At 68.0% G+C, this 21,953-nt stretch carries 26 protein-coding genes; 20 read left to right on the forward strand and 6 right to left on the reverse strand.

The genetic code is table 11. The features are described from left to right. Positions 1-82: 82 nt before the first annotated feature. From ACGFJ2_RS30120 to ACGFJ2_RS30130, 3 genes are all read left to right on the forward strand, one after another. Positions 83-889, forward strand: coding sequence for a phytanoyl-CoA dioxygenase family protein (locus ACGFJ2_RS30120; RefSeq protein ID WP_357954939.1), 807 nt, complete (start codon positions 83-85; stop codon positions 887-889). Continuing rightward, complete coding sequence (locus ACGFJ2_RS30125) at positions 886-1,146, forward strand: hypothetical protein (RefSeq protein WP_393473885.1); 261 nt, start codon at positions 886-888, stop codon at positions 1,144-1,146. Before ACGFJ2_RS30120 ends, ACGFJ2_RS30125 begins: the two co-directional genes overlap by 4 nt. A gap of 339 nt (positions 1,147-1,485) precedes the next feature. After that, positions 1,486-2,169 (forward strand): phosphatase PAP2 family protein, encoded by a 684-nt coding sequence (locus tag ACGFJ2_RS30130; protein ID WP_393473888.1) that lies wholly within the window; start codon positions 1,486-1,488, stop codon positions 2,167-2,169. 70 nt (positions 2,170-2,239) lie between these two features. On the opposite strand, the gene ACGFJ2_RS30135 is transcribed toward ACGFJ2_RS30130, so the two are convergent. Next, complete coding sequence (locus tag ACGFJ2_RS30135) at positions 2,240-2,995, reverse strand: TetR/AcrR family transcriptional regulator (RefSeq protein WP_393473891.1); 756 nt, start codon at positions 2,993-2,995, stop codon at positions 2,240-2,242. Positions 2,996-3,068: 73 nt separating this feature from the next. Between ACGFJ2_RS30135 and ACGFJ2_RS30140 the strand changes: the two genes are divergently transcribed. The 12 genes from ACGFJ2_RS30140 to ACGFJ2_RS30195 all read left to right on the forward strand — a co-directional run bounded on the left by ACGFJ2_RS30140 (position 3,069) and on the right by ACGFJ2_RS30195 (position 15,301). Beyond that, positions 3,069-4,505 carry an MFS transporter gene (locus ACGFJ2_RS30140; RefSeq protein WP_393473894.1) on the forward strand — a complete coding sequence of 479 codons (1,437 nt, stop codon included), beginning with the start codon at positions 3,069-3,071 and terminating at the stop codon, positions 4,503-4,505. Positions 4,506-4,734: 229 nt separating this feature from the next. After that, positions 4,735-6,414: a histidine ammonia-lyase gene (gene hutH / locus ACGFJ2_RS30145; protein ID WP_393473897.1), complete on the forward strand. Its 1,680-nt coding sequence runs from the start codon at positions 4,735-4,737 to the stop codon at positions 6,412-6,414. 379 nt (positions 6,415-6,793) lie between these two features. Next, positions 6,794-7,072, forward strand: a complete 279-nt coding sequence (locus tag ACGFJ2_RS30150) for a hypothetical protein (RefSeq protein WP_393473900.1) — start codon at positions 6,794-6,796, stop codon at positions 7,070-7,072. A 51-nt stretch (positions 7,073-7,123) separates the two neighbouring features. Then, entirely contained in the window at positions 7,124-8,524 is a 1,401-nt protein-coding gene (locus ACGFJ2_RS30155) for an MFS transporter (RefSeq protein WP_393473903.1), read from the forward strand. 116 nt (positions 8,525-8,640) lie between these two features. Then, positions 8,641-9,315, forward strand: a complete 675-nt coding sequence (locus tag ACGFJ2_RS30160) for a hypothetical protein (RefSeq protein WP_393473906.1) — start codon at positions 8,641-8,643, stop codon at positions 9,313-9,315. A gap of 432 nt (positions 9,316-9,747) precedes the next feature. Beyond that, positions 9,748-10,470: a DUF4328 domain-containing protein gene (locus tag ACGFJ2_RS30165; protein ID WP_393473909.1), complete on the forward strand. Its 723-nt coding sequence runs from the start codon at positions 9,748-9,750 to the stop codon at positions 10,468-10,470. A 171-nt stretch (positions 10,471-10,641) separates the two neighbouring features. After that, a complete protein-coding gene (locus ACGFJ2_RS30170; protein WP_357954955.1) occupies positions 10,642-10,806 on the forward strand; it encodes a hypothetical protein in 165 nt (54 codons plus the stop codon). Between the two features lie 49 nt (positions 10,807-10,855). Beyond that, positions 10,856-11,116: an RICIN domain-containing protein gene (locus ACGFJ2_RS30175; RefSeq protein ID WP_393473912.1), complete on the forward strand. Its 261-nt coding sequence runs from the start codon at positions 10,856-10,858 to the stop codon at positions 11,114-11,116. A 135-nt stretch (positions 11,117-11,251) separates the two neighbouring features. Further along, entirely contained in the window at positions 11,252-11,572 is a 321-nt protein-coding gene (locus tag ACGFJ2_RS30180) for a GYD domain-containing protein (RefSeq protein ID WP_357655454.1), read from the forward strand. A 324-nt stretch (positions 11,573-11,896) separates the two neighbouring features. Next, positions 11,897-12,460, forward strand: coding sequence for a glycoside hydrolase family 3 N-terminal domain-containing protein (locus ACGFJ2_RS30185; RefSeq protein WP_393473917.1), 564 nt, complete (start codon positions 11,897-11,899; stop codon positions 12,458-12,460). Positions 12,461-12,507: 47 nt separating this feature from the next. Then, complete coding sequence (locus ACGFJ2_RS30190) at positions 12,508-12,861, forward strand: glycoside hydrolase family 3 C-terminal domain-containing protein (protein WP_393473920.1); 354 nt, start codon at positions 12,508-12,510, stop codon at positions 12,859-12,861. Between the two features lie 13 nt (positions 12,862-12,874). Further along, positions 12,875-15,301 (forward strand): glycoside hydrolase family 2 TIM barrel-domain containing protein, encoded by a 2,427-nt coding sequence (locus tag ACGFJ2_RS30195; protein ID WP_393473923.1) that lies wholly within the window; start codon positions 12,875-12,877, stop codon positions 15,299-15,301. 266 nt (positions 15,302-15,567) lie between these two features. On the opposite strand, the gene ACGFJ2_RS30200 is transcribed toward ACGFJ2_RS30195, so the two are convergent. After that, positions 15,568-15,870, reverse strand: a complete 303-nt coding sequence (locus ACGFJ2_RS30200) for a hypothetical protein (protein WP_393473926.1) — start codon at positions 15,868-15,870, stop codon at positions 15,568-15,570. A gap of 268 nt (positions 15,871-16,138) precedes the next feature. Here ACGFJ2_RS30200 and ACGFJ2_RS30205 point away from each other — a divergent pair, with 268 nt between their 5' ends. Next, on the forward strand, positions 16,139-16,534 hold the full coding sequence (locus ACGFJ2_RS30205; RefSeq protein ID WP_393473929.1) for a hypothetical protein: 396 nt from the start codon (positions 16,139-16,141) through the stop codon (positions 16,532-16,534). Here ACGFJ2_RS30205 and ACGFJ2_RS30210 read toward each other — a convergent pair. The 3 genes from ACGFJ2_RS30210 to ACGFJ2_RS30220 form a co-directional block, all read right to left on the reverse strand. Continuing rightward, positions 16,531-17,508 carry a LacI family DNA-binding transcriptional regulator gene (locus tag ACGFJ2_RS30210; protein ID WP_393473932.1) on the reverse strand — a complete coding sequence of 326 codons (978 nt, stop codon included), beginning with the start codon at positions 17,506-17,508 and terminating at the stop codon, positions 16,531-16,533. The two genes, ACGFJ2_RS30205 and ACGFJ2_RS30210, sit on opposite strands and share 4 nt — an antisense overlap. 67 nt (positions 17,509-17,575) lie before the next feature. Further along, a complete protein-coding gene (locus ACGFJ2_RS30215) occupies positions 17,576-18,157 on the reverse strand; it encodes a family 43 glycosylhydrolase (protein ID WP_393473935.1) in 582 nt (193 codons plus the stop codon). Between the two features lie 199 nt (positions 18,158-18,356). Next, positions 18,357-18,710 carry a winged helix-turn-helix transcriptional regulator gene (locus ACGFJ2_RS30220; protein ID WP_393473938.1) on the reverse strand — a complete coding sequence of 118 codons (354 nt, stop codon included), beginning with the start codon at positions 18,708-18,710 and terminating at the stop codon, positions 18,357-18,359. A 56-nt stretch (positions 18,711-18,766) separates the two neighbouring features. On the opposite strand from ACGFJ2_RS30220, the gene ACGFJ2_RS30225 reads away from it, so the two are divergent. Further along, complete coding sequence (locus tag ACGFJ2_RS30225; RefSeq protein ID WP_393473941.1) at positions 18,767-19,213, forward strand: YybH family protein; 447 nt, start codon at positions 18,767-18,769, stop codon at positions 19,211-19,213. Between the two features lie 174 nt (positions 19,214-19,387). Here the strand turns inward: ACGFJ2_RS30225 and ACGFJ2_RS30230 are convergent, their stop codons facing one another. Next, complete coding sequence (locus tag ACGFJ2_RS30230) at positions 19,388-19,975, reverse strand: XRE family transcriptional regulator (RefSeq protein WP_357954974.1); 588 nt, start codon at positions 19,973-19,975, stop codon at positions 19,388-19,390. A 117-nt stretch (positions 19,976-20,092) separates the two neighbouring features. On the opposite strand from ACGFJ2_RS30230, the gene ACGFJ2_RS30235 reads away from it, so the two are divergent. The 3 genes from ACGFJ2_RS30235 to ACGFJ2_RS30245 all read left to right on the forward strand — a co-directional run bounded on the left by ACGFJ2_RS30235 (position 20,093) and on the right by ACGFJ2_RS30245 (position 21,894). Then, a complete protein-coding gene (locus ACGFJ2_RS30235) occupies positions 20,093-20,767 on the forward strand; it encodes a class I SAM-dependent methyltransferase (protein WP_393473944.1) in 675 nt (224 codons plus the stop codon). Between the two features lie 4 nt (positions 20,768-20,771). After that, complete coding sequence (locus tag ACGFJ2_RS30240; protein ID WP_357954978.1) at positions 20,772-21,266, forward strand: DinB family protein; 495 nt, start codon at positions 20,772-20,774, stop codon at positions 21,264-21,266. 94 nt (positions 21,267-21,360) lie between these two features. Then, positions 21,361-21,894 carry an RICIN domain-containing protein gene (locus ACGFJ2_RS30245; RefSeq protein ID WP_393473948.1) on the forward strand — a complete coding sequence of 178 codons (534 nt, stop codon included), beginning with the start codon at positions 21,361-21,363 and terminating at the stop codon, positions 21,892-21,894. Positions 21,895-21,953 lie beyond the last annotated feature (59 nt).

Consider the following 21,953-nt stretch of genomic DNA (forward strand, 5'->3'; position numbering starts at 1 on the left):
TCTACCCCAATGGGGGAAAATCAACCAGTAGATGAGGATTACAACCCACGACACGGCGAGTGTCCGATTCTAGCTTTGAGGCATGAGAACCACTTTGCTCACCTCCGCGCAGGTGGCCGGCTTCGTGGCCGCCGGTTACCTGCGGCTCGACGGAGTCGTCCCGGACGAGCTCAACGACCAGGCGATCGACGTACTGGAGGCGGGAATCCCGCGCCTGCCGTACGGGACCCCGATCGACAAGGCATTCCCCGAGGGGACGTTCGCGCGCCGCCTCATCGAGCTGCCCCAGGTCGCCGGGGCCTTGCACTCCCTCGTCGGGCCCGGCCCGACCGTCGACCACCATGCCGTGCACATCCGCGAGCCGTACAACGGACAGGCCCAGCCGCTGCACGCCGACGCCATCATCGACACCCGCGTGGACGCCTTCGACGTGCAGCTCATGTACTACCCCCGCGAGGTCACCGCGGACATGGGCGGCACCCTCGTGGTGCCCGGCAGCCACCTGCGCCGCGTCAACGAGAGCGACACCGGCCGCTACCAGAACCTGCTCGGCCAGACCCGGCTGACCTGCCCCGCCGGGACGGTGATGCTGCTGCACCACGGCATCTGGCACGGCGGCAGGCGCAACGACAGCGCGGTTCGGCGGTACATGTTCAAGATCCGGTTCAACCCCACCGTCCCGCAGGTGCTCCTGTGGGACACCTCCGACCTCGCCGACCCCGCCGTCCTCGACGAGTTGGGCAGGCGTTTCCCCTGGTACGAGCAGGCAACCGGCCGGCTGGAGTACCACAATCGGGCACTCCTGTGGCGCGCCATGACCGCGGATCCCTCGTTCGACATCGACTACTGGATCACGCGTGTGAACAACCGTCCCGGGAGGGTCGCATGAAGCAGCAGGTGCTCGTTCTCTACTTGGCCACCTCCGCCCTCGACGCGCGGGTGGTGGGATGGTCCCGCTACGACGGCACCGGGCGTACCGATCCGACGGCGGGCGACGGGGACGAACCGCCGTACGAGACGGGGGTGGACGCGCTGCGCGACGGCTGGCGGCTGTTCCAGGCGTCGCAGCTGATCCCGCCGTACCCAGGGCACGAATACGACACGTCGTTTCTCAAGCACGAGTTCTTCTTCGAAAAACTGTCCTGACGGCCGCTTCCCGGCCCGCCAGGGCGACTGAGGCCACGTAGATACGTGGACCTTCGCAGTCGTCGTCAGCGGTCGGGAAGCACCGGTCGCCACCTCCAGCGCCCGCTTGTGCATGTCGATGGGGCGGGCGGTGGAGGTCAAGCCGCAGCTTCCTCGATTGCACCGCCGACACTGTGATCGCCCTCATCCGGCGCGCCTGCTTTGCAGGAACGGTGGGTTAGGGTGACCCGCGTGAGCCCACGTGAGGTGGCAGTAGGCCGATTATCGAGCCTGGTCGCTCGTGCCCGATCGGCGGCACTTGTCGGGAAGATGGGTGGGCGCCCCGCACCACTCGTCGAAGTGGCCGCGCTGCTGCTCGTGATCCTGCTCTTCGCATGGCTTCATACCGCCGTCGGGAAGGACGTCGCAGCCGCCACCGCCAACGCTCTGGCCGTGCAGTCCATAGAGCGGGCCGTTCATCTGGACATCGCGCTGAGGGCGAACCAGTGGCTGACCGAGCATCCGGCCCTCATCCAGCCGGCGGTGTACTACTACCGCCTGTACTACCTCGCGATCATCGGTGTGCTGGTGTGGGTCTTCGTCCGGCATGCCGAGGTCTACGTCAAGGTTCGGCGGACCCTCGTCGCGATGGTCGTTCTGGTGCTGCCCGTTTACTGGGCGCTGCCCATGTCGCCCCCACGGTTCGCCTTACCGGGTGTCGTCGACATCATCGCCGAGTACGACATCCTGGGCGGCCATGCCTCACGAGAGATCGCGAACGGCCAGAATCTGACAGCGATGCCCAGCATGCACGTGGGGTGGTCGTTGTGGTGCGCGTACGCCGTGTGGTGCGCGCTGCGGGCCTCCCATCCGCGATGGGCGTTGCTGCCGTGGATCTTTCCGTTGGGTATGACGGCAGTCGTGCTCGTCACGGGGAACCACTATGTGCTCGACATCGTCGGAAGCGTCGTGTTGCTGCTCGTCTCCATCGCTGTCGTAGCAGCGTGGAGCCACCTTGCCGAGCGCCGTCGTACGCGGCGGTGATGGAAGCTCGGCACTCGCTTGAGCAGGCCGGGACTGGAGTGAACACGTAGCGGTATGAACGACGCCGAGGTCAGCGTCCGGTGAGGCCGTCGAGCATCAGGTTGAGGGTGAACTCGAACCGCTCGTGACCGGTGCCGGCGGTCAGTTCGGCCGCGTGCCGCCTGGTGTTGGGGAATCGGTCCTCGGGCAGGGCGGCGAAGCGGCTCAGCAGTTCGTCGCGGGATAGAACCCACTCATCGTCGGCGCCTTCCCCGTTGGCTCCGGTGTCGCTCTGCCGTGTGGTGCGCAGGGAGGCTTCCAGACTGTAGGCGTTGACGTACAGGGTCAGGGCGTCGCTGGCCCAGGCTGCGGTCTGCGGCTGCACGCCGCCGGCGAGGAGGATCGAAAACATCCCCTCGCCGACGCGCAGGGTTTCCAGGTTCGTCGGTACGACGGCCAGCGCGGCGCGGGAGATGCCGGGATATTTCAGGTATTGGTCGCGCATCTGCGTGCACACACCGATGATCTGTTCCCGCCAGGTGGCCGGGTCGGGCTCGGGGAGGACCAGTGCGGCGCTGAGGCGGCCGATGAGCAGGTCGTCCAGGTCGGTCTTGTTGACCACGTGGAAGTACAGCGACGCGGGCCCGGTCTTGAGAGCGGTTGCCACACGCCGCATGGTCAGCGCTTCGTACCCCTCGGCCGCCACGATGCCCAGCGCCGTGTCGACGATCAGGTCGACGGTGATCGGCTGCTTGCGACGGGCGGGCGCGGCAGTGCGGGCGGCGGTGTCCTGGTCGGTGGGCTGCTGATGCCGGGCCGCGCGCCGCTGCTCGGGAGTGGACCTCATGGGCTCACCTTACCAGCGAATAGAACACCTTTCCATTTGTATGGAGCAGTGTTCTATAGTAGAACAGTGTTCCATGAGCATAGATGAACGTACCCCACCCGTGGCGACGCTGAGCCTGCGGCACGCGTGGGCCGTCCTGGCCGTCGTCTTCATCGCCGACGTCATGGACCTGATCGACTCCAGCGTCGCCAACCTGGCCGGGCCCTCCATCCGCGCCGACCTCGGCGGCGGCCCGGTCACCCTGCAATGGGTGCTCACCGGCTACACCGCGGCCTTCGCCCTCGGCCTGGTCACCTCCGGGCGGCTGGGCGACCTGCTCGGCCGCCGTCGGTTGTTCCTGATCGGCATGACCGGCTTCACCCTGGCCTCGCTGGCCTGCGGCCTGGCCCCGAGTGTGGCGTTCCTGATCGTCGCCCGCATCCTGCAGGGCCTGTTCGGATCCGTCATGATCCCGCAGGGCCTGGCCCTGGTGAAGGTCGTCTTCCCGCCCGAGCACCTACGCAAGGCCCTGATCCCGTTCGGCCCGATGATGGGCCTGGCCACCGTGGCCGGGCCGATTTTGGCGGGTTGGCTGCTGCATATGGACCTGTTCGGCAGTCAGTGGCGGTCCATCTTCCTGATCAACGTCCCGATCGGCGTCATCGCCGCCGTGCTCGGCTGGCGTGTCCTGCCCCGCCGTGGCGGCGAGGACTCCACCGTCCGCCTCGACCTCACCGGTGTCGCCCTGCTCACCGCCGCCTCGGCCCTGCTCATCATTCCGCTCGTCCAAGGCCGCGAGCTCGGCTGGCCCGCATGGACGTACGCCATGATGATCGCCGCCGCCGTCGCCCTGGCGCTGTTCGTCGTCTCCGAACGCCGCAGCCGGCACCCGCTCATCACGCCCTCGCTGTTCCGAAAGCGCAGCTTCGTCGTCGGCCTGGTGATCACCGGCGGATTCTTCGCCTCACTGGGCGGCTTCACCCTGGTCATCAACCTGCTGCTCCAGCTCGGCATGCGCTGGACCCCCATCCACGCCGGGCTCACCCTGATCCCCTGGGCCCTCGGCACGGCCATCGCCGTCGGCCTGGCCGGCGCCTTCCTCGCCGAGAAACTCGGCCGGGCAACCCTGCAGATCGGACTCGCCCTCGCCGTCACCGGACTGCTCGCCCTGTGGTGGACCGTCGCGCACTTCGGCACCGCGATCACCTCATGGAACCTGGCCCCGGCACTGCTGATCACCGGCTTCGGCTCCGGCCTGATCTTCGTCCCGCTGGTCGACTACATCCTCGGCGACGCCACTCCCGAAGAGGCCGGCACCGGCGCGGGCATGCTCAACGCGGTCCAGCAGTTCGCCGGAGCCCTCGGCGTCGCCGCACTCGGCACGGTCTTCTTCGCCCGCGCCGGCCACCCCACCACCAACTCCTACACCGCCGCCGCCGAACTCGTCTTCGCCATCGCGGCCGCCCTCTACTTCCTCACTCTGCTCCTGGTCAGCCTGCTCCCCAAACACGCCCAACAAACCCACGGCTGAGCTACGCAACCCGTCGGATGGACGCCCCTCACCGTGCGCGAGCGCGAGGTGCTCATCGAGGTCGGGCTGGTCGATTGACCCAGGGCTTGGCTTGTCGAAGAAGTAAGTGCCGGTCATAGGACTGGTCGAGGCTGAGTCAGCCCTGTTGAGCCCTCTCTGGCTCTCCTGCGTCCGGTGGCTATAACGGAGCGGCATTGATCTTCGTCGTGACGCCCCGGGGGACAACGTGATGACCCACGTAGGACGAATGGCCGCCGGTGTGGGCCTGCTCGCCGCCCTGTGCGTGCCGGGGCAGGCGGTCGCCGATCCCGAACCGCCCCCAGCAGGGGCGACGCCGCCGGTGATGGACCTGGTGCTGGACGGCGATTCGCTCTCTCTGCACGACTCCTTCGCGATCCTCGAAGGCCGTCCCGTCGTCGTGCGGCTCGCGGCGGACGCGTGGGCCCACATGAACGAGACGCGAACCGGAGCGCTGGCCGCCCTGGACGACCAGCGGGTGTACGGGTGGAACCAGGCGCTCGGACCGCTGAAGGACCGTCCGCTGACGGCCGAGCAGGCGGAGCAGTTCCAGCGCAACGTGCTGCGCTCCCACGCCGCGGGCGTCGGGGAGCCGCTGCCCGACAACGTGGTGAAGCTGGCCATGATCCTCAAGGCGAACCAGCTGGCCAGAGGAACGGTCGGCGTGCGCCCCGAGGTGCCCCAGCGGCTGCTGGCCATGGTCAACGCCGGGGTGGTGCCGCGAATGCCGCAAATCGGCTCGCTGGGCACCGGAGACCTGCAGCCGCAGGCGGCGGCGGGACTGGCGGCGATAGGCGAGGACGCGCCGGTGCGCTACCGGGGTGAGGAGGGACCCGCCTCCGAGCTGCTGCCGAAGGCCGGGCTGCCCGGCGACTTCACCTTGCAGGCCGGGGAAGCGCTGCCGATCATCAGCGGCAGCACGGTCCTGGCCGCCACGCTGATGGACGCCGTACACCGGGCCACCGTACTCGCCGATCAGGCAGAGGGCGCCTTCGCCCTGTTCATGGAGGCGACCAGGGCCGAGCAGGGATCGCTGGACGCGCGTACCCACAAAGAACGCCGCATCCCCGAGCAGAACGCGATCGCGGCGCGTCTGCGCGCGATGGTGGCGGGCTCGGGCTGGATGACGGAAGAGGGCCGCCGGCGCCTCGATCCGGCGGACTACCACCCGCGGGTCCAGGACGCGGTGTCGGTGCGGGCGGCGCCGCACATCATGGCCGGGCTGCGGCAGGTTCTCGCCGACACGCGCCGGGCCCTGATACGGGAGGCCAACGCTTCGACCTCCAACCCGCTGATCTTCAAGCGCGATCAAGGGTCGGGGTACGAGTTCGTGATGGGCGGCAACTGGGACGGCTCCGTCATGGGGCATCTCGCCGACGCCGTGAACGCGGAGATCACCGACATCGGGGTGCTCTCGCAGGAACTGTCGGGGCGGTTGCTGTCCCCCAGGTGGAGCTACGGCCTGCCGGCCAATCTCGCCGGCGGGACGGTCGGCCTGAACTCCGGAATGGTGCAGGTGCAGACGGTGGCCGCCGCGCTGATCCCGGAGATGCAGGCCAGGGCCACACCCGCGGGCACCCTGTCCCGGCCGGTCAAGGATGGGCAGGAGGACCACAACACGATGGCGATGGCCTCGGTCCGGCACCTGCACGAGAACCTCGACCGGCTGGAAATCGTCCTGGCGGTCCAGTACCTGATGTCCGCTCAGGGAATCGACCTCATCGCGCAGCAGATGTCCGGCCTGCCGCTCGGCGCCGGCACGCGGACCCTGTTTGCGGAGCTCAGGGAGTACATCACGCCCCTGGGCGATGACCGCTATCTCACTCCTGACTTGGAGCGGGCCATCTGGCTGGTGCACAACCAGCACCTGGTGCCGTACGTCGTGGGGTGATGCGAGTGGCGTGCCTGTCCGTCTCGCGGCGCGGGTGGCCAGGATGCGTCCGCGACCATAGGCAGCAGAGCTTGACGATCTGGTCGATGTCGCTCGGCCGCCGCGCGATCACCTCACCCGTGTGCAGCGGCGTCGGCTCGCGATCCGGCCGCATCCGGTAGAAGCGCGATGGGAAGATTTTAAAAGAGTTATTCCGCTACTGGACAAATCCCGCTCGCTATGGCCATGCGCCGATGAGCATGGAGACATCTATCTCATTGTGCGGAGCGCCATTTTATGGCCTCCCCACCGCTAACCCATCTGACCTGGGACGCGACATCTCGGAAGCGGTTTTTTCGGCTTTTCGAGCGCCTGTGGCAGGCCATTAGGGTGCACATTCATGGAATCGACTTTTCGATCGGCCGAAGAACTCGCGGCCGCCATGCGTGCCGGTGAAGTGACCTCGGCGGAACTGACCGACGAGGCGATCGCCCGCATCGAGCGGGACGACAAGGTGATCAACGCGATCTGTGCGCGGGTGTCCGTTGCGGGCGATCACTTCCAGCGGGCCGTAGCTGCCAGGGGTGCAGGTCGGTGCGCCAGAACCGCTGGTCGCCCAGGTCGGCGAAGCAGGCGCGAACCAGTGGCCGAGCATGGAGAAGATCCCGCACACCATTGACCGCGTTCAACAGCGTGAGACCAGTCATTAACTGCTTTAGAAGGGATTTGCGTGAAAGCGTTGCTCACCCTGACCTGCGCGGGTCAGTTCATGGTGCTGCTCGACAACACGATCGTCGGCGCCGCCTTGCCCGACATGCAGCAGCGGCTCCACACCGGGCTGACCGGCCTGCAGTGGATCGTCGACGCCTACGTGCTGCTGGTGGCCATGCTGCTGCTGTCGGGCGGCGTCTTCGCCGACCGGTTCGGCCGCAGGCGGGTGTTCCTGGCCGGGGTGGTGGTGTTCACGGCCGCGTCGGTGGTGTGTTCGCTCGCGCCTTCGATCGGCTGGCTGATCGCCGGGCGGATGCTGCAGGGCGTTGGGGCCGCGGCGCTGAGCCCCGCCTCGCTGGCGTTGCTCGCCGCCGCGTATCCCGCTCCGAGGGAGCGCGTCAGAGCGATCGGGTTGTGGGCCGGGTTCAGCGGCATCGGCCTGGCCGCCGGGCCGCTGGCGGGCGGGATCCTGGTGGAAACCTTCGGCTGGCCCGCCATCTTCCTGGTCAACGTGCCCATCGGGGCGGTCCTGCTGCTGGCCGGGCTGCGCGTGCTGGGGGAGTCCCGCAACCCGAGCGCGCCGCCGATCGACATCCCCGGCACGGTCCTGTCCGTCGCGGGCGTGGGCGCTGTGACCTACGGCCTGATCGAGGGCGGTTCCCGGGGCTGGACCTCGCCGGTGATCCTTGGCGGCTTCGCCGCCGGGCTGGTGCTCCTGGCCGCGTTCGTCGTGGTCGAGGGCCGTGTGTCAACGCCGATGCTGCCGCTGCGGCTGTTCCGTCAGCGGCTGTTCACGGTGTCCAACACGGCGATGGTCGTAGTCGGGTTCGCGCTGATGGGGTCGTCGTTCTTCTTCTCCCAGTTCTTCGTCTACGTCCAGGGCACTTCGATCCTGGTCGCCGGGCTGCGGACCCTGCCCGTCTCGCTGGCCATGGTGATCGTCAGCCCGTACGCGGGCCGGTTCGCGGCCAGGTACGGCTTCCGCGTCGTCGTCGCAGTCGGCCTGGCGCTGGCCGGGCTGGGGCTGCTGGCGCTGGGCTTCGTCCACGCGAACACCGGCTACGGGAACGTGTGGTGGCGGCTGGCGGTCGTCGGCATCGGGTTCGCTCTCACCATGTCGCCGCTGACCGGGGCCGCCATCCAGGCGGTCAGCCCGCAGGAGGGCGGCCTCGCCTCCGGCGTCAGCAGCACCACCCGGCAGATCGGCGCGGTGCTCGGCGTGGCGGTGCTCGGGGCGATCGTCCACACCCGGGAGTCCGGCGGCGCCTCCTTCGAATCCGGCCTCAACAGTGCCTTCCTCGTGGCGGGTGCCGTGACGCTGGCCTGCGCCGTGTTCACCGGCCTGTGGCTGACCGCGGCCCGGACGCCGCGGGCTATCCCGGGCGGCGCCCCCATGCCGAGATCAGCGGCGCGAGGGTGAGGTCGAGCTCGTCGGACGGCGGTATGTACGAACCGTCCCTCTCCTTCAGTCTTCACCGGCAAGGCACGCGAGAACAAGACTGTTTCTAGTTGCTCCATCTTGTGAGACTGACGGGCATGACCAGCCTGAACGAATATGACTTTGCCGATCTCGTCCGTCGGCTCGCGCATGTCCGCTGGATCGCCGGAGGTGCCGGCGCGGGCAAGAGCACCCTCAGCCAGGTCTTGGCCGAACGCTATGACGTGGTCGTTTATGACGGCGATCTGGCCGAACGTCACTACATCCATCGGTGTTCCCCGCAGCGACATCCGTACATGTGCGCGCTGCTGCAAACACCCCGGGAACAGAGATGGACGGGCCGCACGCCGGAAGAGATCTTCCAGAGCATGCCCAGTCTGCACGGCGAGACAATCGGACTCGTCATCGAAGACCTGCTCACCCTGCCAACCGACCGCCCCGTTCTGGTTGACGATTTCCGTACCTTGCCCGAACACGTCGCACCATTGCTGAAGTGGCGCGAGCAAGCTGTATTTCTGCGGCCAACGCCCGAATTCCGGCGTCACGCATTGGGCGCCCGATTCGCTGACCCAGCCCGAGCGCGAGCCAACTGGGGAAACTGCGACCACGCCGAGGCGATGGTGAATCGGCTGGGCCGCGACGAGCTCTGGGACGACGAGGTACGACGCCAAGCTCTCAAGCAGGATTTGCCGGTGCTGGATGTCGACGGCTCTCGAGGCATCGCTGAGCTGGCCGACGATCTGGCCGCGAGGTTTCTCCTGGCCCGGAACTGACTGTGCACGTTCGGCTGGTCTTCTCGGAGACACCTGAACGGACGATAGGGCAGACCTGAACGGTCGGCGACGGCGCGGTTGGTCCCGCCTCCCGTGGCGCCCGCCCTCAGGCCCCGTGGACCTCAGTGCGCAGGCGGCAACTCTGCGTGGCTTGCTAGGCCCCGTGCCTAAATGGGTTGGTTTCAACTACTGGAGCTGGTAGAACGCCACATGCAGGGTGATCGCGGGAGAAACTCCGATGTACATGGGGTTCCAGAGCCCGACAGCGACGGGCCCGCTTTCACCGTGACAAATAGCGAAAGTCCAGCTTCATGACAAGGACAAATGATCCTTTCCTGGGTCTTGGCCCGACATGCTGATTCGCCCCAATTCTGAAAGGGCCGCCCCATGTATCCGCCACCCCCCTCCCACCCTGGCTACCCGCCACCGCCGATGCCACTACGTCCGGTCCGCGGCGTCGCCATCTTCGCCGTGGTGGCTCTGGTGTGCGACTCCCTCGTCGGCATCGTCGCGGCCGGGATCGACCTCTGGTACGCCTCGTTCGTGGACGGCATGGTCGTTGACCTCGACTCCGTGTCCGAGGCGGAGATCAACACGGCCGACCTCGTCTACGGCCTGTCCGGCATCCTCGAGGCGGTCGTCTACGTCGTGGCCATCGTGGCGTTCCTGGTGTGGTTGTTCAAGGTCCGGGCGAACGCCGAGATCCTTTCACCCGGCGGCCACCGGCGCGGCCAGCCGTGGCTGATCTTCGGCTGGGTGGTGCCGATCGTCAACTTCTGGTTCCCGAAGCAGATCGTGGACGACATCTGGTACGCCTCCTCCCGCGTCCCCTCGCCTCCTCGGGGGCTGTTCAACGCCTGGTGGGCGGCTTGGCTGATCGGCACCTGGGTGACCAACGTGGGGAGTCGCCTGCTGTTCAAGGCCGACGAGCTGGAGTCGCTGGCCGCCGCCGCGCGGTTCGACGTGGTGAGCATCGTGCTGATGCTCATCGCGGCCGTGCTGGCGATCGGCGTCATCCGCAAGATCACTGAGGCCCAGGAGGAGCATCTCTCGGCGGCCGCCGTCGGCATGACCTACGGAGGCATGCCTCCTGGCGGAATGCCTCCCGGTGGCGTGGCGCCTGGTGCTCCTGGCGGTGGCTACCCGGGGTACTGACGGTCGTGCCGAAGGCCGGTCGGTTGGTCTTCAAACAGGCGGCGCTCAGCTCCGGGTGCGAGGGCCTGTCCGCTTGTGGCCACTCGGCCATTCTGGGGTGGACGGGCGGGGATGTGGCACTGATGCTGGTGCACAGTACCGTCATGATCATCGGCCGACTGGGAGAGCCGTATGAAGACCCGTACCTGGACTCGCCGTGCCGCCGCTTTGACCGTCGGCCTGGCCGCCGTGCTGGCGCTGGGCATCACTCCCGCGCATGCGGATACCGTGATCCGCAAGCCGCAACAGCCATCACCGCAAGCGGCCATGGTGCTGTCCACCCAGGGCACACATTAGGTACGAGGTACTCAGGCCATGCTGGCCCCACCTCGGCACGCTGGGTCACATGAAGTCACACATCCTTCGCACGGCAGCCGTCATCACTCCCCTCCTCGCCCTCGGCGCGACCACCGCCACCCCGGCATCCGCCGCGCCGTCGTCCACGGCCGTCTGGGCCGCGTCGAACGTCCAGCTAGTGAACTGGCAGACCGGCAAATGCCTGACCATCGCCGGCGGCGTCAGCACCGAGAACAACGTCCACGCCGTCCAGTACACCTGCGACAGCCACCCCTCTCGCTTCTGGGAAATCCGCGACTACTACGGCTGAGCCCCCACGAAGACTGCGGCAGGGGAAAACCAGTACAGCGGGAGAGATTACCGTCGCCCTAAGCCGAGAATTTCGACCTCGTGACCGCAATGGCCGCCCAGCGCAGGGTGGCGGCACGAGAAGAGGGACTCGACCATGCCTAAGTACATGATCCAGGCGACCTACACCGCGGATGGCCTCAAAGGAGTGTTGCGAGATGGCGGCACCGGACGCCGGCAAGCGGTGGAGCGCATGGCGGAAAGCGTCGGCGGGCGGGTCGAGCAGATGTATTTCGCGTTCGGCGAGACAGACACGTATGTGATCGTCGAGCTGCCGAGCAACGCGGCTTCGGCCGCTGTGGGGCTCACGATATCGGCGACCGGGGCGGTACGAACGAAGACGGCTGTCCTGCTGACGCCAGAAGAGATCGACGATGCCGCGCGGATGGAGGTGGCATACCGGGCTCCTGGCGCCTGACAGATCTCTCCAGGCCTGGGGAGCAGGCACCAGTAGGACGGTCCTAGAGGCCCGTCACCAGCGGAAACGTGGTGACGGGCCTATCGCGTTGCAGGCGCTTTGTTGCTGACTCGTTACAGAGCCATGTCTTGCCGTCTCCACGATGCTTGCTGTTAACGTGGTTACGCGCGTTGGTTACGCGAGTAATCAGATCTGCTGAGCCTTCCGTGAGCGTCGCAAGCGGATGTTCCAGGGGTCATCTGCTGGAAGGACCGGTACGTGTGCGACCGGGACTTCGACTGACCCGCCCTGCGGCATGCCGCTCGTACGACGGATGGACGTTCCATGAACGAAAAGATCAATATCCAGGACCTCTCCCTGGAAGAGAAGGCCGCACTGCTCTCCGGCCGCAACGCGTGGGAGACAGCGAGCATCGAGCGCCTGCCGATCGCGTCGGTGGTGCTGACCGACGGCCCGCACGGCGTACGGAATCTCGCCGCGGAAGTCCGGCAGGCCGGATTCGGCGTGGCTGAGCCCGCGACGTGCTTTCCCACGGCGGCGGCGCTCGGCTCTTCCTGGGACGCCGACCTGCTCACCCGGGTGGGCGAGGCGCTCGGGGCCGAGAGCCGGGCCGCGGGAGTCGCGGTCCTGCTGGGGCCGGGCGTCAACATCAAGAGATCGCCTCTGTGCGGACGCAACTTCGAATACCTGTCGGAGGATCCCCTGGTCACCGGCCGGCTCGGAGCGGCGCTGGTGAGCGGCGTCCAGAGCAAGGGCGTGGGCGCCTCGGTCAAGCACTTCGCGGCGAACAACCAAGAGACCGACCGGATGCGGGTCAGCGCGGAGGCCGACGAACGTACGCTGCGGGAGATCCCAGGTGGGCCGCCGCTGAGTCGGCCGTTCTCCTGAAGAATGACGGCTCGATACTTCCGCTGGACGCTTCTGGGAGCATCGCGGTGATCGGTGAGCTCGCGCGTACGCCGAGGTTTCAGGGCGCGGGAAGTCCCCAGGTCAATCCCGTCAGGGTCGACAACGCCCTGGAGGCTCTGGAGCTGCTGTTCGAGCCCGGCTACCTGCTGTCCGGCGAGCCGGATGCCACTCTGCTTGACGCGGCGGCGGCCGCGGCGGCAGAGGTCGTCGTGGTGTTCCTGGGCCTGCCGGAGGGGGAGGAGTCCGAGGGGCTCGATCGTCGGCACCTCGATCTGCCCGCCGTCCAGCTCGACCTGCTCAAGGCCATCGCCGAGGCCAACCAGAACGTGGTGGTGGTCGGTGGCCTGGTCGTCCTGCTGCGCGTCAAGTCCGTTCGCTAATCAAGGAGTACGCGTGATCCGCACGTCCTTCAACGACAACTGGCAGGTACGGCCGAAGACCAACCCCTTCGCCGAACTGTCCGGTCAAACGGTGCCGTATCGGGAGGTGACGCTGCCGCACGATGCCATGATCGAGCAGGTGCGGGTGCCCTCTGAGGAGGGCGGTGCGGGCGGGTATTTTCCGGGTGGGGAGTACGAGTACCGCAAGACGTTCTTCGTGCCCGAGGAACATCGGGGCAAGCGGGTGGTCATCGAGTTCGAGGGTGTCTACCGCGATGCGGTCGTGTTCATCAACGGCGATTACGCCGGGCAGCGGCCCTACGGTTACTCGCTCTTCCGTATTGATGCCGATCGGTTCCTGCGGTTCGGGCAGGACAACGAGATCCGTGTCGAGGCCCGTGCTCACCAGGATTCGCGTTGGTACAGCGGTGCCGGGATCTATCGGGACACCTGGCTGCTGGTCGGCGAGGTGGTCCGGATCGCACCCGACGGCGTCCGCGTGGCCACGCCGGACATCGATGCTGAGCGGGCGGTGGTCGAGGTCGCCACGACCGTGGTCAACGACTCCATCGAGATCCGCACGGCTGATCTTCTTATCGAACTGCGTGACGTCGCCGGGGCCGTGGTGGCGACCGGCGCCGGCAAGATCACGGTGCTGCCTGGCGAGTCTGCGATAGCCCGGCAGCGGCTCTACGTGCGGGATCCCGCCCTGTGGAGCGTCGCCGAGCCTGCCCTGTACACGTGCGACGTGACGCTGGTCGGTCTCGACTCCGAGCGGGTCACGTTCGGCATCCGGTCGCTGCGCCTCGATCCCGTGCACGGCCTGCGTCTCAACGGTGAGAGCGTCAAGCTGCGCGGCGCCTGCGTGCACCACGACAACGGTGTGCTGGGCGCGGCCACTCACGCCCGCGCCGAGGAACGCCGCGTACAGATCTTGAAAGAGGCCGGGTTCAACGCGATCCGCATGTCCCACCACCCGATGAGCAAGGCCATGCTGGACGCCTGCGATCGGCTCGGCATGCTGGTCGTGGACGAGGCGTTCGACGTGTGGACCTCGGCCAAGAGCCCGTACGACTACAGCCTGAGCTTCCCCGAGTGGTGGGCACGCGACATCGAGGCGATGGTCGCCAAGGACTACAACCATCCCAGCGTGATCATGTACTCGATCGGCAACGAGATCCCCGAGACCGGCACCCCCTCCGGCGCCGCCTGGGGCCGCAAGCTCGCCGAGAAGGTCCGCGCCCTGGACGGCACCCGTTACGTCACCAACGCGATCAACAACATGCTGGCCGTGATGTCCGAGCTGGCCTCCCTGAGAGAGCAGGCGGCGGGCATCAACACCCTGATGGCCGACGCCGGGGACATGATGAACGCCGTCGCCGTCTCCGACGTGGTCACCGAGCGCACCGCCGAGTCCTACAGCGTGCTCGACGTCGCCGGCATGAACTACTCCGACAGCCGCTACGCCCTCGACCGCGAGAGGTTCCCGGACCGGATCATCCTGGGCACCGAGACCTTCCCCACCCGCATCGACCGCAACTGGGCCCTGGTCCAGCAGTACAGCACGGTGATCGGCGACTTCACCTGGACCGGCTGGGACTACCTGGGCGAGGTCGGCATCGGCCGCCCCCAGTACGGCTCGACGCCCACGCACGTGGCGCCGTACCCGTACCTGCTGGCCGGCTGCGGCGACATCGACATCACCGGCCACCGCCGCCCCGCCTCCTACTACCGCGAGATCGTCTTCGGCCTGCGCACCCGGCCCTACCTGGCGGTGTGGCGGCCCGAACACCACGGCCAGACCTTCATCGGCAGCCCCTGGGCCTGGAGCGACACCCTGCCCAGCTGGACCTGGCCCGGCCACGAGGGCGCACCCGTCACGGTCGAGGTCTACGCCGATGCTGATGAGGTGGAAGTCCTCCTCAACGGCCGCTCCCTGGGACGCCGCCCGGTGGACCGCTTCCGTGCCGCGTTCGAGGCGAGGTATGAGCCGGGGGAACTGCTGGCCATCGCCTACCGCGACGGCGTCGAGAGCGGCCGGGACGTGCTGCGCTCCGCGACCGGCCCGGTGCGGCTTCGGGCCGAAGGCGACCGGCCCGTCATCTCGGCCACCGGCGGCGACCTCGCCTACATCACCCTCACCCTGACCGATGCCAACGGAACCCTCCACACCTCGGCCGACCGTGAGGTACGTCTGGAGGTCTCCGGCACAGGCGCGCTCATCGGCTTCGGCAGCGCCAACCCGTCCACCGAGGAACGCTTCGACGCGGCCGAACGCCGCACCACCGAGGAACGCTTCGACGCGGCCGAACGCCGCACCTACGACGGCCGCGCCCTGGCCGTCGTCCGTCCCACCGGACCGGGCAAGATCCGGCTGCTCGCCTCCGCCCCGGACTGCGACCCGGCCGAGATCATCATCACCGTGGAGTCCCCCTCATGATCGACCGTGAAGCCCTGGTCCGCCGCCACACCGTCGAAATCACCCACCCCGACCCCGCGGCCGTACTGACGGTCGGCAACGGCGACTTCGCCTACACCGCCGACATCACCGGCATGCAGACCTGCACCGCCTTCCACGACCAGGCCGCGGCCCGCACCGAGGGACGGCTGGCGGTGAACACCGCGACGATGTCGACCTGGGGCTGGCACTCGATGCCGAACCCCGACGGCTTCGTGCTCGCCGACGCGATGTCGACGTACGAGACCTCACGCGGGCCGGTCCACTACCCGGACAAGTTCGACATGGCCGCGATGATGGGCGGCGACGTCAGCCGGGAGTGCCAGGCCGGCACCTGGCTGCACGCCAACCCGCACCGGCTCGACCTGGGCCGCATCGGGCTCCTCCTCAGACCCGAGGCAGGCGCACCGGGAGAGACCGACCCCGCCGTACTCACCGATCCGCGTCAGCGCCTCGATCTGTGGACCGGCACCCTCACCAGCGTCTTCACCTACGCCGGACACCAGGTCCGCGTCACGACCGTCGCCGACCCGCACCACGCCCCTGTCCATCCTCGACACCGCCCGGGAGACCGCCCGCCGCCAGCACTACGAGGGGGTCCGCTGGCCCAAGCACGTCGGCCCGGACGGCCGCGAGAGCCCGTCCGACATCGGCTCCCTGCTCATCTGGCAGCAGCCACACCTCCTCTACCTCCTCGAACTGCTCCACCGCACCCGCGAAGAGGACCTGCTGACCCGCCTGGCCCGGCCCCACCAGCGCGACGGCATCTACTCCGCCATCGCCACCGAGCCCTACCTGCGCCGCGACGACCACCCCTCGATGTTGTGCGCCCTCGGCGTCGTCCCCGAGACCCCGCTCATCGACCCCGCCGTCATGGAGGCCACCCTCCTCGACGTCCGCGATCACTGGGACTGGAACAGCGCCTGGGGCTGGGACTTCCCCGTCATGGCCATGACCGCCACCCGCCTCGGCCGCCCCGACCTGGCCGTGGACGCCCTCCTCACCGACACCGCCAAGAACACCTACCTGGCCACCGGACACAGCCCGCAGATCGGCAGCATCCTGCCCCTCTACCTACCGGCCAACGGGGCTCTCCTCACCGCTGTCTCTCTCATGGTCGCCGGGTGGGACAGCGCGGACACCGGCGAGTGTCCGGGCTTCCCCGGCGACGGGAGCTGGGCCGTCCAGCACGAGGGCTTCCAAGCATGGCCCTAGGTGGATGAGCGTTGGACGACGTGCGGATGGGTCGAGGCATCGATGTGGCTGGGGGCCTGGCCCGCGCCGGCGAGGCTGGTGACGATCGTCGCGGCGCGGTGTCGTGCCACGTCGTGCAGGTCCCAGCAGACGGTGGTGAGCGGCGGGGCCGCCAGGCGTGCCGTGGGAATGTCGTCGGCTCCGACGACGGCCATGTCGGTGGGGATGGCGAGGCCGTGGTCGTGCAGGCCCGCGAGCACGGCGAGCGCGGTCTCGTCGTTGAAGGCGCAGACGCCGGTCACCGCCTGTTCGCGCCAGCCGGTGATGGCCTGCGCCGCGCTGGCGATCTCCAGGTGTACGGTCAGCGCCACGGGCGGTTCGAGCCCGGCCTGCGCGCACGCGTCGGTGGCGCCTTGCCGGCGTTCGTCGGCCATCTGCCGGAAGGCGGGGTGGCCGGGCAGGGCATAGCCGAGGCGTTGATGGCCCCGGCTGATGAGGTGCTCGGCCTGCAGGCAGCCCAGGTGCCGCATGGGGGAGGCGTCCTCGGGCTCGGAGGGGAGTACGAGATCGGCGCCGGCACGGTGCAGAGCCTGGACGGTGTCCTGGTCGAAGGAGGAGAAGCCGACGACCACGGAGGCGTCGACGGCCGCGCACACATCGGGCAGTGACCGGCCGTGTGCCGCGGCGAGGTGGGTGACCAGCGTCAGGCCGTAGGCCGCCAGCGCGGTGGCCAGCTCTTCGACGAAGCGGCTGATGCCCGCCCCGATGGGCAGGTCGGGGATGGCCAGGAGCACGACGTCGCTGCGGCCGGCCGCCAGGGAACGGGCGGAGGCGTGCGGACGGTAATCCAGCTCGCGGGCGGCCTCCAGGACTCGGCGCCGGGTCTCCTCGGTGATGCGCATCCCGGGCTTGTCGTTGAGCACGAAGCTCACGGTGGCACGGGAGACACCGGCGGCCCGGGCGACGTCCGAACTGGTGATCCGCTTGACGGGCATGCGGTCCTCTCATCGATCGCATTCCTTGGCAGGACTCATCGTAGGACCTACCGGTTAACGCGAGTAATCAGCCGGAGACGCGTTCGGCGAGGGCGATGGTGGATTCGTGCTCGACAAGCAGGTGGATGATCGCCCGTTCGTCGGGAGTGGTGTTCGGCTGGTGCAGGGTGAGCGCGAGCCTCCCGTCGCGGAGCCGTACGATCATGCCGTGGCCGCCGTCCGCGGACCACAGCGCCCGCTCCTCCTGCGTCCAGGGTTCGGTGACCTGCCCGGACGACGAGTGGGCGATGCCCATCGCGTACCCCTGCTCGCCGAAGCTGGACCACAGCATGAGCAGATGCCCGCTGGTGAGGCGGAAGAGGAACGGGCCGTCGGTGACGTACGTCGCGGAGTGGTCGAGAGATTTGGCCCACGGGGCTTCGGAGGCGTTGAAGAGGAAGACAGGTGTGCCGGCCGATCGGCGCAGGTCGCTGGTGAGGCGCTGAGCCCAGATCGCCCCGTCACGGATCTGGGTCCACTCCTGGCAGTAGACGAGCCAGGGGTCGCCCGCGTCGTCGACGAAGAGGGTGCCGTCGAGGCACTGCCACTCCGGCGGAGTGATCGCGCCGTCGCTCCAGGGCGCGAAGGGGCCCTCGGGCGTGTCCGCCACGAGCGCCTGGGTCCCGCGGGGCCGGACCAGATGTTCTTGTCCGTACTGCCGTAGAGCCAGTAGATCGATGTCGAGCGGTCGTTGAGGATGAACGGGTCGCGGATCTGGATCTCGTCGAGGGTCAGGTCACTCAGTGTCGTACGCCCGGTGAGCTCAACGTTGTCAGACATCAGTCGTTTCTTTCTCCCGCCTGCCGGGTTCACCTTCGTTCGGTCGAAGAGAGCTGGTGCTCCGCGCCCCAATCCCATAGGGCTTGCAGAACGGGGCCGAGGCGGCGCCCGTCTGCGGTGAGTGTGTAGGAGACCCGGGGCGGCCAGCCAGGCTGACGGTGGCGAGCGAGCACACCGGCTTCCGTCAGGTGCGCCAGCCGATCGGACAGGACCTTGTCCGACAGCGCGGGCAGGGCATGGCGGAGTTCGGTGAAGGTGCGATCGCCGTGCAGGAATTCGCGAATCACCAGGGTCGTCCAGCGGCCGTGCAGGGCCGCGAGGGTGATCTCCACCGGGCACGAGGGGGTGGGTTCGGTGACGTTGGCGCGAGGGTCGTCGGGCAAGCCTGGCCGGACTGGGTAGCCAACCGTTTGGTGAGTCACGAGGGCGCCTCCTAGCGTTGCCGCGTCTGGCTGATTTGTACCTGATGGAAGGACATGCATCGATGATGCGGCAGCTTGCTGAACGCCCCGAAGACGTGCCTACGGTGTTCGCCGAGCGGTTCAACACCGGCGATGCGGAGGCGGTGGCGGAAGTCTATGAGGGCGGGGCGGTGTTCGTCCCGGAGCCGGGCTCGCCGCTGACCGGGCAGGAGGCCCATGCCGCCAATGAGCGATTCTTGAGTCTCGGGCTGCCGATCACCGTACGGCCGCGACATGTCTACACCGCCGACGACATCGCCTTGCTGATCGTCGACTGGGTCATCGACGGGACGGATCGTGACGGCCGTCCCGTACACATCGAGGGCACCGCCACCGATGTCGCCCGACGCGGACAAGATGGGCGCTGGCGATACACCATCGACAACCCCTTCGGCGTGAAACCGGGAATCGGCGGCCAACCGTGATCTGTGAGCCGGGGGAAGCGGCAGTGCTGTCGTTTCCCCCGGCTCAGGGTCATCGGCGCAGGCCGAGCCGTTGGATGAGTCTTCCAGCGCCATGATCTCCCTTGATCTCTGGAGGTCGGTCAGCGCGCGCAGGCAGGCCGCCGCAGCCCGGTTGACGCGCCAAGCACAACTGGTTCATCCCTGCGAAGGCCTGGCCGGTGCCAGATGGGCGCGTTCACCCTGCGCGCTGAACAGGGTGAGCACCTCCGCGGGCCGGCCGTCGGCGCTGCCGATCCAGTGCGGTACGTGGGTGTCGAACTCCGCGGCCTCGCCGACGCCGAGCCGGAACTCCTGCTCGCCGAGCACGAGCCTGACGTGTCCGTTGAGGACGTAGAACCACTCGTATCCCTCGTGGGTCCGCAGGTTCATCGTGGGCGCTCGGCCGGCGGGTGGATAGATCACCTTGTACGCCTGTATGCCACCGGCCCGCCTGGTCAGTGGCACCATCACCAGCCCGGATCGTCGCACGGGCCGCAGGTGGATGCGCGGGTCGCCGGTGGGCGGCGCCGCGACGAGATCATCGAGCGGGACGCCGTGCGCCCGGGCCAGCGGCAGTAGCTGCTCCAGCGTGGGTCGGAGCTTGCCGTTCTCGAGGCGGGACAGGGTGCTCGCGGTGAGGCCGGTTTCGTCGGCCAGCGCCGCCAGCGTGGTGCTCCGCGCTTTACGCAGGGCGCGTAGACGTGGCCCGACTCCGGCCAACACGTCTTCTGCGGGGTTGTCCATGCCTCCCGATAATGCGGATCCGCAACTTTTCTTGCAAGCGGGAAGCGACGGTGGCGATGCTGTCGTACATCACCGGCGCCGAAAGTGCCTATCACGACTGACGAAGGGGCAACTCACATGGATTCCAACCGACGCCGACGACCCGCCACGGGCGACCAGGGGGCGACGGACGAGGAGGCCGAGCTGTTCTGGGAGCGGCACTACCGTACCCGGCGTACCTGGGACGCACGCGTCAACCCGCTGCTCGCCGAGACCGCCGCACCACTGCGCCCCGGCGCCGCCCTCGATCTGGGCTGCGGCGCCGGCGGCGACGCCATCTGGCTCGCCCAGCAGGGCTGGCACGTCACCGCCGTGGACATCTCCACCACCGCCGTCGAGCGGGTACGGGAACGCGCCCGCGATCTCGGCATCCCGGACCGGGTCGCCACCGAACAGCACGATCTGGCCAGAAGCTTCCCGGCCGGCCAGTTCGATCTCGTCTCCGCCCAGTACTTCCAGACCCCGTTCCCGCTGCTCCGCAGCCAAGTCCTGCGCACCGCGGCACAGGCCCTGCGCCCCGGTGGTCTGCTGCTGATCGTCGACCACGGCTCCACCGCGCCCTGGTCATGGAACCAGGACCCCGACATTCACTACCCCACACCCACCGAGGTCGCGGCCGAACTCGATCTCGACCCCGCGCACTGGTCGGTCCTGCGCGCCGACATGCCCCGCCGCCAAGCCACCGGACCCGCAGGTGAGACCGCGACCGTCATCGACAACATCCTGCTCGTCCAACGAACCACAGTGGAGTGACTCGATGCAGCGATCCAGAACAGGGATGAAGGACACCACACCGCCGCGGACCGGCGCCGACGAGAAGGCCACCCTGCGGGGCTTCCTCGACTATCTGCGGAACGCGGTCGCGGACAAGGTCGCGGGCGTGCCGGAACCGCAGGTCCGTACGGCCGGAGTGCCCTCGGGCACCAACCTTCTGGGGCTGGTCAAGCATCTGGCGTTCGTCGAACGGTTCTACTTCCTCGGTGAGGATGCCGGCGACTGGCCCGCGACCATGCGGCCGTCCGCGGAGGACACCGTCGACGGCGTACTCGCCGACTACCGGAAGACCGTCGAGCGAGCGAACCAGGTCATCAACGCCTGCCCAGACCTGGCCCTTCCCGCCCCGCGACCCTCGCGCCCAGGGCCGGCGCCATCGATGCGATGGGTTCTGGCGCACATGATCGAGGAGACCGGCCGGCACGCCGGCCACGCCGACATCCTCCGCGAACAGATCGACGGATCGACCGGCCGCTGACCAGCCAGCCACCCCCTAAAACTGGGGATGCCCCTCCCGCCATTGGTCAGGCGACAGTCGTGACAGAAAACTTCCCTGGCTTTCGGAGGAAATCGTGCGTCGTTCACTGCTCGCCATCCCCGCCGCGCTGGCCCTGACGTTCGGGCTGGCGACCGCCGCCCACGCCGACCAGTACCCGTCGACCTACATTCGCAGTAATGCCAGTAGCAGCGCGAAATGCATTGGCCTGGCCAACGGCGGAAGCGTCGACAACGGCACGCTGCTCGTGCTGTGGGACTGTCATTATCATGTCGACCAGTATTGGCATGGCAACGCCGACGCTTCGATCCGCAGCCGCGCCGGCACCAACAAGTGCGTCGGTTTGGCCAACGGCGGAAGCGTCGACAACGGCACGCCGCTCGTGCTGTGGGACTGCCACGGGCACCCCGACCAGCAGTGGAAGTTCGCCAATGTCAGCGGCAACGTCTACGCCATCCGCAGCCTCGCCGCCCCTGACAAGTGCGTCGGTTTGGCCAACAGAGGAAGCACCACCAACGGCACCTGGTTGGTGCTCTGGGACTGCCACGGTAACCCCGACCAGCAGTGGCAGCTCCCGAACAGGCCATCGACCTATGGATTCACGAGCTGACAGGTCTCAAGCACCGCTCTAGGCCAAGGTCGGGAGCGTTTCGTACGCGGCTGGCACGG

Origin of the sequence: Nonomuraea sp. NPDC049028 (assembly GCF_043197735.1) — a bacterium.
Classification (GTDB): Bacteria; Actinomycetota; Actinomycetes; order Streptosporangiales; family Streptosporangiaceae; genus Nonomuraea.

Excerpts from the sequence above, each read along its gene's own strand:
- ACGFJ2_RS30120 (WP_357954939.1), top strand. The coding sequence starts at position 83 with ATGAGAACCACTTTGCTCACCTCCGCGCAGGTGGCCGGCTTCGTGGCC.
- ACGFJ2_RS30125 (WP_393473885.1), top strand. The coding sequence starts at position 886 with ATGAAGCAGCAGGTGCTCGTTCTCTACTTGGCCACCTCCGCCCTCGAC.
- ACGFJ2_RS30135 (WP_393473891.1), bottom strand. The coding sequence starts at position 2,995 with ATGAGGTCCACTCCCGAGCAGCGGCGCGCGGCCCGGCATCAGCAGCCC.
- ACGFJ2_RS30140 (WP_393473894.1), top strand. The coding sequence starts at position 3,069 with ATGAGCATAGATGAACGTACCCCACCCGTGGCGACGCTGAGCCTGCGG.
- hutH (WP_393473897.1), top strand. The coding sequence starts at position 4,735 with ATGACCCACGTAGGACGAATGGCCGCCGGTGTGGGCCTGCTCGCCGCC.
- ACGFJ2_RS30150 (WP_393473900.1), top strand. The coding sequence starts at position 6,794 with ATGGAATCGACTTTTCGATCGGCCGAAGAACTCGCGGCCGCCATGCGT.
- ACGFJ2_RS30160 (WP_393473906.1), top strand. The coding sequence starts at position 8,641 with ATGACCAGCCTGAACGAATATGACTTTGCCGATCTCGTCCGTCGGCTC.
- ACGFJ2_RS30165 (WP_393473909.1), top strand. The coding sequence starts at position 9,748 with ATGCCACTACGTCCGGTCCGCGGCGTCGCCATCTTCGCCGTGGTGGCT.
- ACGFJ2_RS30170 (WP_357954955.1), top strand. The coding sequence starts at position 10,642 with ATGAAGACCCGTACCTGGACTCGCCGTGCCGCCGCTTTGACCGTCGGC.
- ACGFJ2_RS30175 (WP_393473912.1), top strand. The coding sequence starts at position 10,856 with ATGAAGTCACACATCCTTCGCACGGCAGCCGTCATCACTCCCCTCCTC.
- ACGFJ2_RS30180 (WP_357655454.1), top strand. The coding sequence starts at position 11,252 with ATGCCTAAGTACATGATCCAGGCGACCTACACCGCGGATGGCCTCAAA.
- ACGFJ2_RS30185 (WP_393473917.1), top strand. The coding sequence starts at position 11,897 with ATGAACGAAAAGATCAATATCCAGGACCTCTCCCTGGAAGAGAAGGCC.
- ACGFJ2_RS30200 (WP_393473926.1), bottom strand. The coding sequence starts at position 15,870 with ATGGACAGGGGCGTGGTGCGGGTCGGCGACGGTCGTGACGCGGACCTG.
- ACGFJ2_RS30205 (WP_393473929.1), top strand. The coding sequence starts at position 16,139 with ATGTTGTGCGCCCTCGGCGTCGTCCCCGAGACCCCGCTCATCGACCCC.
- ACGFJ2_RS30210 (WP_393473932.1), bottom strand. The coding sequence starts at position 17,508 with ATGCCCGTCAAGCGGATCACCAGTTCGGACGTCGCCCGGGCCGCCGGT.
- ACGFJ2_RS30230 (WP_357954974.1), bottom strand. The coding sequence starts at position 19,975 with ATGGACAACCCCGCAGAAGACGTGTTGGCCGGAGTCGGGCCACGTCTA.
- ACGFJ2_RS30235 (WP_393473944.1), top strand. The coding sequence starts at position 20,093 with ATGGATTCCAACCGACGCCGACGACCCGCCACGGGCGACCAGGGGGCG.
- ACGFJ2_RS30240 (WP_357954978.1), top strand. The coding sequence starts at position 20,772 with ATGCAGCGATCCAGAACAGGGATGAAGGACACCACACCGCCGCGGACC.